Source organism: Protofrankia sp. Cas8 (assembly GCF_963555845.1).
Taxonomy (GTDB): domain Bacteria; phylum Actinomycetota; class Actinomycetes; order Frankiales; family Frankiaceae; genus Protofrankia.
In genome coordinates this window covers 1-9262 of the sequence record NZ_CAUVXI010000215.1, presented here as the reverse complement: position 1 = coordinate 9262, position 9262 = coordinate 1, and the positions used below count along the sequence as shown (strand labels likewise).

8 protein-coding genes are annotated in these 9262 nt (G+C 67.9%); 4 read left to right on the top strand and 4 right to left on the bottom strand.

What is annotated here, in order from left to right; translation table 11 throughout:
• The 3 genes from U9977_RS22730 to U9977_RS22720 form a co-directional block, all read left to right on the top strand.
• Positions 1-692, top strand: a 692-nt coding sequence (locus U9977_RS22730; protein WP_322751321.1) for an acyl-CoA dehydrogenase family protein, incomplete at its 5' end; no start/stop codon positions are given.
• A gap of 33 nt (positions 693-725) precedes the next feature.
• The gene (locus tag U9977_RS22725; RefSeq protein ID WP_322751320.1) at positions 726-1616 is read left to right on the top strand and encodes a class II aldolase/adducin family protein; all 891 of its coding nucleotides are present in this window, start codon (positions 726-728) and stop codon (positions 1614-1616) included.
• 188 nt (positions 1617-1804) lie between these two features.
• Positions 1805-2089 (top strand): DUF2530 domain-containing protein, encoded by a 285-nt coding sequence (locus U9977_RS22720; protein WP_322751319.1) that lies wholly within the window; start codon positions 1805-1807, stop codon positions 2087-2089.
• A gap of 28 nt (positions 2090-2117) precedes the next feature.
• Here U9977_RS22720 and U9977_RS22715 read toward each other — a convergent pair whose 3' ends face one another.
• The 3 genes from U9977_RS22715 to U9977_RS22705 all read right to left on the bottom strand — a co-directional run bounded on the left by U9977_RS22715 (position 2118) and on the right by U9977_RS22705 (position 7875).
• Positions 2118-2642 carry a HEPN domain-containing protein gene (locus U9977_RS22715; protein ID WP_322751318.1) on the bottom strand — a complete coding sequence of 175 codons (525 nt, stop codon included), beginning with the start codon at positions 2640-2642 and terminating at the stop codon, positions 2118-2120.
• A 23-nt stretch (positions 2643-2665) separates the two neighbouring features.
• On the bottom strand, positions 2666-3757 hold the full coding sequence (locus U9977_RS22710; protein WP_322751317.1) for a DUF262 domain-containing protein: 1092 nt from the start codon (positions 3755-3757) through the stop codon (positions 2666-2668).
• Positions 3758-3960: 203 nt separating this feature from the next.
• On the bottom strand, positions 3961-7875 hold the full coding sequence (locus U9977_RS22705) for a sacsin N-terminal ATP-binding-like domain-containing protein (RefSeq protein ID WP_322751316.1): 3915 nt from the start codon (positions 7873-7875) through the stop codon (positions 3961-3963).
• Positions 7876-7973: 98 nt separating this feature from the next.
• On the opposite strand from U9977_RS22705, the gene U9977_RS22700 reads away from it, so the two are divergent.
• Complete coding sequence (locus tag U9977_RS22700; protein WP_322751315.1) at positions 7974-8813, top strand: sterol carrier family protein; 840 nt, start codon at positions 7974-7976, stop codon at positions 8811-8813.
• Between the two features lie 71 nt (positions 8814-8884).
• Here U9977_RS22700 and U9977_RS22695 read toward each other — a convergent pair.
• Positions 8885-9262: PIN domain-containing protein (locus U9977_RS22695; RefSeq protein WP_322751314.1), on the bottom strand; the 378-nt coding region annotated here is incomplete at its 5' end.

Here is a 9262-nt window from a genome sequence, read left to right as displayed (position 1 = left end):
GGATGCTGGTGTGGGCGGCGACCGACCCCGCCGCCGACCCCGCCGGGCCGGCGTCCGCTGAACCACGGGTAGGCAACTTCCTGGTACCGGCCGACGCGGCGGGCATCGAGATCGTCCGTACGTGGGACCACTTCGGTATGCGGGCGACCGAAAGTCATGACGTTGTCTTTGACCGGGTCCGCCTGAGCGCCGACGCCGGGTTGGGGCTCAGGCCGGTCAGCGCGTTGCGCGACCTGACGATCGACCCCTCGATCGTCGCCTGGGGTGGCCTGGCGATCTCCACGATCTATCTCGGCGTCGCAGAGGCCGCCCGCGACTGGCTCGTCGGTTTTCTGCATGAGCGGGTGCCGTCCAACCTGGGTAAGCCCTTGGCGAGCCTGGCACGCTTCCAAGCCGCCGTCGGCGAGATCGACGTCACGCTGACGACAGCCCGGGTGCTGGTCGAAACGACCGCGAATGGGGTTGATGCCGGGGATGCGGCTGCCGCCGCCCGCGCGAACGCGGTGAAGTCGACGGTCACGAATGCGGCGATCCGCGCGGTCGGCGCGGCGGTCGCATTGATTGGAAATCCCGGCCTGACCCGCGCGAACCCGTTGGAGCGTCATTATCGAAACGTGCTCTGTGGACGCGTGCACACCCCGCAGGACGATGCCGTCCACGCCGCGGCCGGCCGAGCCCTGCTGGCCCGTTAAACGCACACTTCGTTCGGCAGAGAGGACCAGACGATGAGCATCAGTACCGAGAACATCGGCACGGACAACATCAGTGGCGAGAACATCAGCATCTTCACGGACGCGCGGGCAGCGGGCTCGTCGGACCGATCGAGCTGGGACCAGTCGAACATCGTCGCGCCCGCGGTCGGTGGACCCTGGCCGCGGCCCGAAGCGGAACGGACCGTCGTCGAGGAACGCCTGTACCGCAAGCAGCGCCTCGCCGGCGCCTACCGGATCTTCGGTCAGCTGGGTCTGGGCGAAGGACTGCCGGGCCACATCACCGCGCGTGACCCGGAGCTGCCCGGCCACTTCTGGGTCAACCGTCTCGGCATCGACTTCCGGCGGATCACCGTGTCCAGCCTGCTGTTGGTCAACGACGTCGGTGAGATCGTCGAAGGGACCGGGCCGCTGAACACGGCCGCGTTCGCCATCCACTCCCAGATCCACGCGGCCCGCCCGGACGTCGTCGCCGCCGCACACACGCACGCCCTGTACGGCAAGGCGCTGTCGGCCATCGGTGAACCGCTGCACCCGATCAGCCAGGACGCCTGCGCCTTCTTCGAGGATCATGTGATCTTCGCAGATTTCAACGGCGTGGTGCTCAGCCCGGACGAGGGACGTCGCATCGCCGAGACACTCGGTGGGCGCAAACTCGCGATCCTCGCGAACCACGGGTTGCTGTCGGTCGGTACCTCGGTGGAATCGGCCGCCTACTGGTTCATCGCCGCGGAACGCGCGGCCAAGGCACAGCTCATCGCCTCGGCCGCCGGCACGTTGCGGATTCTTGACGACGAGACGGCCCGGCTCACCGCCGGCCAGCTCTCCAGCGAGACGGGCGCCCGCTGGTCGTTTGAGGCGCTGTACCAGATCATCGTCGAGGAACAGCCCGACCTGCTGGACTGAGCATCCCGGATTGCCACAAGATCGGCGTGAGTTTGTCGGACGGTACGCTTTCGGGCCTGATACGCGTACCTAGCGACAAACTCGCGCAGATCATGATCCGGGTAGGCGGACCACGATCTGGACGGCCGCGGGACCGGGGACCTTGACGCCGGGGATTTCGTGCGGAGCGGCGGGTAGCGTCAGCAGATATGAGCGTGACCCCGCCGGCTGGACGCCGGGAGCTGGAACCGTTGCCCTATGACGGTGTGGCGTCAGTGACTGTCGGTACGATTCTGTGGCTGGTCGCCCTGGTGGTGCTGCTGCCGTTCTGGAACAGCCTGCGGGCGGACGGCCACCTGTGGTGGATCGCGACCGCGGCCCTCGGCGCGACGCTCGGCCTGCTGGGTATCGCGGTCACATCCCGCCGCCGCAACCGCCTGCGGCGACGGACCGAAGCTGGCAGCACATCCCGGCAGGCCGCCGACGCGACGTGACTCGCGTCGGCAGAGTGGCATTGATATCTCACAGTCGGTGCGGATTGAAGGCCAGGATGAACCAGTCGGCAACTTCGCAGGAAAGATCCTTGAGATCGAGTGCTTTACGCGCACCGATGTCCTCGTTCTCACCGTGCGCGATCCGGTGGCGTCGATTCACGAGGAACTCGAGTTCCCTGCGCACTCGTTGGTCATCCTGGTCGAGAAAAGCACGCAGCTCGTTTTCGAGGTCGGTGCCGAAGCGTCGGACAAGCGAGAGCAGGAACTCTGAGCCTGGATGGTTGAGCCGTTCGAAGCTCGCCCGAGCGTAGCTCCTTACGCGACCGCCGGACTTTTCCTCGATGTAACCACGACAGACCTCCGCGACGACTTGTTCAAGATAGCCGCAGCTGCGTACGACAAGTAATCGCGCGAGCCAGCTTCGCACCTCCTCGCTGATGCTGTCGGGCGGTTTCCCGTTGACAGTAGCTGAGAGTTCGTCCAGCCGTCTCCGCAGATCATCAATTTTGCGTGGTGGCCAGCGTAGATTTTGCCGGGGCCATGCCGTTGACATCTCCGCGGTCCCTTATCCGATTGTCAGATCGTGGCGAAGGACTGCGTCGCCAGTGCCAGCCGCGCGCGGACGCTCTCTTCGTCGGCGGTGGCACGGGATATTGCCGCGTCCAGCCGTGGATTTGATGTCAACCGAGAAATCGCCGATGTCACGTCGACGGTGGTGGGAGTCGTACCCACATCCAGTCTGCGGGCAAGGCCTACCAGGATGGCCTCGGTCAACGCTGCGTTGACCTGGTTGCCGCCAGCGCGGAGCGCGCCTCTACCCGGCCCTCTGAATAACAGATCGACCGCGGTCTCGAAGAGCATTTTCAGTCTTTCTGCCGGTAGGTTGTGGAGGTTACGGTGAAGCGCGGCGAAGTCATTCAGGAATCGCCGCAGCGGTCGACGGTAGCTACCTGACTGGACATACAATGCCAGGAACCGGAGGATGATCTCCTGATCACGCAGCCGCGGTGACTCCGTACCGTAGAGTGCCCGCCAGGTCGGGTAGGTGTTCAGACTGGTCAGGAAATCGATCAACTCGCCCGAATAGAGGGCAACGCGGATTTCGTGCGGAGTAAGCTGTGTTCCACCGGTGTTCAGTCGTTCGAATATCTGGTAAACGGCATCCAGCGAAGGCACGGAGCCGTCTGTTTTGACTATCGTTGCCTGAATGAAGGTGTTGTCGAGGGTTCGCCGTGTCTCGTCGTCCAGCTGTTCGTATGTCAGGTTTTGGAATTTCGGAGCGACGTTTTTCAGGGAGAATTCTTTCCCATTGTGTATGCCGCTGTAGAACGACGCGAGCGTACGGATGCGTTGCTGGCCGTCGAGTACCAGATATCGACGATCGGTCTGTTGGACGAAGAAAATACCTGGGATCGGATATCCGAGAAGCAGTGACTCGATGAACCGGTCCATCTGTGGCCGTCGCCAGACGAACCGACGCTGGAAGCCTGCGGTTTCGATGCTCGGGTCATCGGCGCCGCCGAAGCTCGGGATTATGATATCCCCCCGCTTGTATCGGCGTACCAGGCCGTCAACGTCGAAGTCCGAACCGGAATAAGATACCGGCTCGGGGTCGGGGTTGGGCTCTTCGAAGCTGTCGTCGTCCACGACTACGAGCTCCAGGTCCATATCCGGAGCATCGTGAAGGACTCCCGCGGGCGCTGAAGCTGGGTCCTGGTTCACCGGTGACTACTCCTGCTTCTGACTGTTGCTTCTGACTGTGGATACCTGTTCCGATCCTATCGAACGAGATCGAAATATTTTGCCGGGGCATGCCGACAATAGATCATTAATCTGATCTAGAGGATAAAATTGTGGTCCGGAAGTTCTCGTCAGGAGTCGTCGAGGTCGGCTTCGGCCTGACGCTGATCGTCACCGGCCGGTTCGCGCAACGCCTCGGCGATGGCGTGCCGGCGGTCCCAGGTGCCGGCATGCCAGGCCAGGGCCCGCGCCAGCGCGTTCGTTCCGGCACTCGCGTCGACGTGGATCTCCCCCCCGATGCCACCGAGCACCCGCCACGCGACGGGCGTTGGTTCACCGTCGACGTCGGCCACAAGCAGACGCCCATGCGACAGATACGGCGTACCGTCCGGCGCCGTATCCGTCGGTGACGGCGGCGTTGAGACGACGTCACAGTCACCGAGGGACGAAAGCAGCGGTACGCCGAGTACGAGGGATGCCTCGGCCGCTCGGTCCAGCGGCATCCGCAGGGCACCGCGACCGGCCCCGAGCAGCGGCATCAGGTCCGGCGCGTCCACGATCACGGCATCGGATGTCCGCACCACGCCGTTCGGGGTGCGGACGGTCAGCGGAGGGTCGATGCTCCTCGCCGGATCGTGGTCGGGTACCTCCGCGCGGGGGAGCGCCGCGGCGGCGTCAACGGCCGCCATGTACAGCAGGCGCGCCGCCGGCCATGGCACGTCCCGATCGGCATCGCCGAGCCGGTCGAGCAGGTCGAGCACCGCATCCGGATCGCTCAGGACGTCGGCGAGGGTAAGCCTGCAACCGAGGAGGCGCAGCAGGCCGACATCCACCCCCGGCAGCGGGGCAGCCGGGGCGAACAGCCCGTCGAGCAGCGGGTCTGCGCCGGGCAGCGCCAGTTCGGTCGGGGGGAGCACGGTCGTTGATCCGACGACCGGAAGCAGCGCGTGCCGGGACAGCCACCAACGCGTGTACGACACATCCGCATCGCGGGCATGGCCGCCGGACCCCGGCCGGCGCAATCGGTCGGAGTGCATGACGACATCGCGCAGCGGCGGCCGGGCCAGCTCCGCGAGCGCCCCAGGCCAGCGGGACGGGTCGACGAATTCGAGGTCGCGCACAGCCGAGAAGGTCGCCAGCGTGGGCGGCGCGCTCGGTTCGCCACCGGCCCTGGCCTGATCGGGTTCGGACTCGAGTCGGGCGGTCAACTCCTCCACCCAGGTGTCACTGTCGTCCAGGTCGAGCAGGACCGGCTCATCCGGGTCGAGGCCCACGTCGGTGACATGCAGCACGGCGAAGGTCCGCAGTACCCCGACCGCTTCCAGCACGCCCACCGGCCATGCCCGCGCGAAGTCGTCGGCGAGGACGCTGAACGGTGCGTCGCTTGCGAGCACCCGGTCGAGGGGGCCAGCTTCGATCAACAGTTCGCCGGCGGGGCTGAAGTCGCCATCGGTGTCGGGAAGCAGCAGATCTGCGAGCCAGGGCAGTTCACCGGCGATATCGCCGGCGTCCCGCGCCAGCGCCAGGACAGCGTTGGCCAGCGCGCGTGCCGCGTCGGGATCCGCTTCGGGGTCGATGTCGGCGATGGCGTCGGCCACGGACCCGTCGCGCAGCACACTCGCGGGAGTTCCCTCGACCGCACCGAGGGTGCGCAGAACATCGCGGGCCGCGCCGGCGCAGGCGTCGGGATGCGCGACCCGCAGCGGTAGGCCTGAGCTGACCAACGCGAGGACGTCCAGATCGGTGGTGGGAAGCAGCAGACCACGCGGGCCGGTCACCATTCGGACCCCGAGCCGGGTGTCGTCCGGTCCGGGGCCGGTCCCAGCGTCCGGTGCCGGGTCCCGGTCCGGGGCAGATGCGGCCAGCGGAACGGGTAGGGCGCCGAGGGCGTCCCGGTCGGGCGCGGTCGCGAGTGCCGCATAGGCACGTGCCCACCACGACGGCGGTCTGCGGAGCTCGCTGAGAATCTCAACCACATCGGCGGTGTCGAGGCGGTCTACTCCCAGCACGTCGAGGGCCGGCCGCCAATGCCGTGCGGCGTAGGCCGCCGGCAGCAGGCCGTCCACGGCGCCATCCGCGTCGTCACCCGGTTTGTCGGTTCCCAGTTCGTCGGTTCCCAGTTCGTCGGTGCCAAATTCGTCGTTCTCGGGCCGGTCGTCCAGAGGACCAGAGGGCGCGCGACGATCGTCAGACCGCGCGCCCGCAGGCCGCAGTCCCCGGAGCACTGCCGGGGCCGTGAGCAGCGCCGTGACCTGGTCGGTTGCCGGACCGAGGTCGCAGACCACACAGTCGGATCCGCGGTGCCCGCCGGGAAACATCGGTGCGTCCGGTAGCAGCCGCGCGAGGGCGTCCCGCAACCTGGCGTCGACCTCACCGGCCGGCAGTCCGGTCGGGACGAGCTCGAGCGCCGCCAGCGGCGAATGAGCCGGCGGATGGCCGGTACCCACGAGCGCCCGCAGGTCGAATGCGTCGCGCGCCTGCGCTGCCGGGGTGACGCCCGGATCCTGCCCCGCGGCGATCAGTGCGAACAGGTCCGGTCCGGCCGGCGCCACCGAGCTGGTGTCAGCGTCCGGCAGCGCGCTGACACCTGGCTCGGCATCCGGTCCCGGCGGGCTGCCGGCGCCGAGGTCGACAGCAAGGTCGACGATCGTCTCGGCGAGCCGGTCCACCAGCCAGTCTCGAAGCGGACCCGCGACAGTGTGCCGGCGGGACGGTTCCAACGGCAGACCCACACTGACCAGAACCGGCAACGACAGCGGCTCGTCGGTCGGCTGGGGCGCCCGGACAAGCATGGGCACGCCGCTGGGCCAGCCGCCCTCGCAGACCATGGCCCGGGCCTCGTATCCGGTACGGGCACGTTCCTCAACCGGCCGGTCGATGAGCAGATCCGGCGGAATCACCCCGCGTCGCACCCTGCCAACCCAGCGTCGCCCATCCAGCAGCGCGACCTCCTGGCCATGCCCATTCAGGCCTCCGGGCGCGCCAGAAAGATCATTGTCGCGCACCCTTTGGTCATGCCCGTTCAGGCCTCCGGGCGCGCCAGAAAGATCATTGTCGCGCGCCCTTTGGTCATGCCCAGTCAGGCCTCCGGGCGCGCCAGAAAGATCATTGTCGCGCACCCTTTGGCCGGCGGGCCCCGCCGGGCCCGCCGGGGTGGGGTCCACCCAGACGCAGGAAAGCGTCGTGCGAGCACCGTCGACCACGACGGTGATCTCGGACAGTCCGGGCATCACCAGCGGAAGCGTCGGGTCGAGACCGGCCAGCAGGGCGCGGGCCAGCGCCATCGCGCCCGCGTCACGCAGCGGTAGCCGGACGACGGTGTCGTAGCCCTCCGGCGGTGGTGGCGCGTCGGCCAGCGTTGAGGGCAGGCGCAGCACGGGGACGGCACCGTCGCGGCGGGTCAGTTCGGCGTCGAGGGCGGGCACACCGAGTGTGTTGATCGCGTCGATGGTCGCCTGTTTCGACCAGCCGACACCACCGCTGTGGTGGTCCTGCTCCTCCCACGGCCCCATCGGCCGTCGGGACACGATCGACGGAGTGTCGCTGACGGCTAGAACCGCGGCGAAACCGACCCCGAATCGGCCGAGAGCCGCGGTGTCGCGCTTTGCGGAGGCACGCAGAGTGGACAGTGATTCGACCCCGGCCGCGGACAGCCCCGCCCCGGTGTTGGCGATCTCCAGCATCCCGGCGTGAGATTCTGTCGCCGTGTCGTCGCTGCTGGTCAGCGTCATCAGAACACGGCAGGGCACCGCCGCGGCGTGGGCCGCGTCCACGGCGTTCTGGAGCAGTTCAACGACGAGTCGGTCGCGGTACGCGCCGCGGGCGGCGTCCTCCTCGGCGTTCGCGTCCTCGCGGAACCGCGCGGGGGATGCGGCCCAGGCGTCGAGGACCCGGCGTTGGATCGCGGCCGTCCCGAAAGGGTCGTTCAGCTCGCCGACGGCGAGCTGATCATGTCGGTCGTCGCGGCGCGAGTGGTCCAGCGGGTCGGCCTGGGCGTCGCCGCTGTCAGCGTCCACGATCACGTTTCCGTACGGCTGCGCGTCCATCTCCTCATCCTCCTCTTCAATGCAGGGTAGATGGGAGAGCAGGTGCAGCTAGGGCCTGTCCGGTCGGCCCGTCTTCGGCCGGCCGATAATGCAGAACCGTGGCGTCCGCGGCTCGTCGTGATGATCGCAAGCTGGTGTCGGCGGTGGTCGGCCAGTGGGAGCGGATCGCCGAACGGGCGGCCGTACTCGCAGCGCAGGAGTGTGCGCAGCCGAGCAGGCTGCCCGGCTGGAGTGCCGCGGACCTTGTCCTCCACACCGCCGGGTCGGCGGCTGCGCTGGCCGCGGCGCTCGCGGGTCCGCCCCCGCCGGCCGCGGACGCACGTCCGGAACGTCTTCTGAGCGTGGAGTCCTACCTGGCGGCGCCGGCCGGGTTGGCGGGGCTCGGCCCGCGCGACGACGCACCCAACGGGACGGCCGCCGATACGCGGTGGGGAGCCGAGACGCGGTGGGGAGCCGGTGAGCGCGGCCGGCTGCGGTCGCGGTTGAGTGACGGCATCGCCGCCGCCGTGGCCGGGCTCGCCGGCGTCGACCCGGCGCGTCCGGTCATGACCGCAGCCGGTGGGATGCGGCTGGGGGACCTTCTGGTCGCACTGGCGGTGGACGGTGTTGTCCACGGTCTTGACCTGGGGGTCGATCCGCATCGGGACGCGGTGCGGATCGTCGTGCGGACCTTCACCGGTCTACTCGTGGCGCGCGCTCCGGGGCGTTGCGTCGAGGTACGGGTGCCGCCGTTCGCGGCGGTGCAGGTCGTCGACGGTCCGCGGCACACCCGGGGCACACCGCCGAACGTGGTCGAAACCGATCCGGTCACCTTCGTCGATGTCGCCGTGGGCCGCCTGAGCTGGGTGGACGCGGTGGCGGACGGTCGCGTGCGGGCCAGCGGCTCCCGCGCCGACTTGCGTCCTTACCTTCCGCTACTGGAAATTCCGTTGCTGTAAATTGCGTCGCTGGACCGCCCGCTGTGGCAGAACACGTGGCCGGTGAGCTCTCGGCCGGCCTTTGCGGCGGATCAGACGATCACGAAGGGGACCCCCGCGTCGCCAAGGGCGTGAAAATCCTCGTCCCTGGTTGCGACGGTGCATTCATGGACAATCGCCGTAGCCCCGATCAGGGTGTCCATGACGCGCGGTTTGCGACCGGACGCCTTGATTTTCACTACAAGGCGGGCATACGCATGGGCAACGTCGGTGTCGATGAGAAGAGGTTCATAACTGCGTTCAACGGCTGACAACGTGGCAAGTCGTTGCGCGCGGATGTCCGGGTCTGTCGCGGCTAGTACGCCGATGGTGAGTTCTGCGACGGAGACCACGGACACGGCTACATCCGTGGCCTCGTCCGGCAGTGAGCCATTCCCCGCAACGGTCTGCCACGCTCCGTGAGCGTCACT

Bases quoted from the DNA above. Each gene is read 5' to 3' on its own strand.
- U9977_RS22725 (WP_322751320.1), top strand. From the start codon at position 726: ATGAGCATCAGTACCGAGAACATCGGCACGGACAACATCAGTGGCGAG.
- U9977_RS22720 (WP_322751319.1), top strand. From the start codon at position 1,805: ATGAGCGTGACCCCGCCGGCTGGACGCCGGGAGCTGGAACCGTTGCCC.
- U9977_RS22715 (WP_322751318.1), bottom strand. From the start codon at position 2,642: ATGTCAACGGCATGGCCCCGGCAAAATCTACGCTGGCCACCACGCAAA.
- U9977_RS22710 (WP_322751317.1), bottom strand. From the start codon at position 3,757: ATGGACCTGGAGCTCGTAGTCGTGGACGACGACAGCTTCGAAGAGCCC.
- U9977_RS22705 (WP_322751316.1), bottom strand. From the start codon at position 7,875: ATGGACGCGCAGCCGTACGGAAACGTGATCGTGGACGCTGACAGCGGC.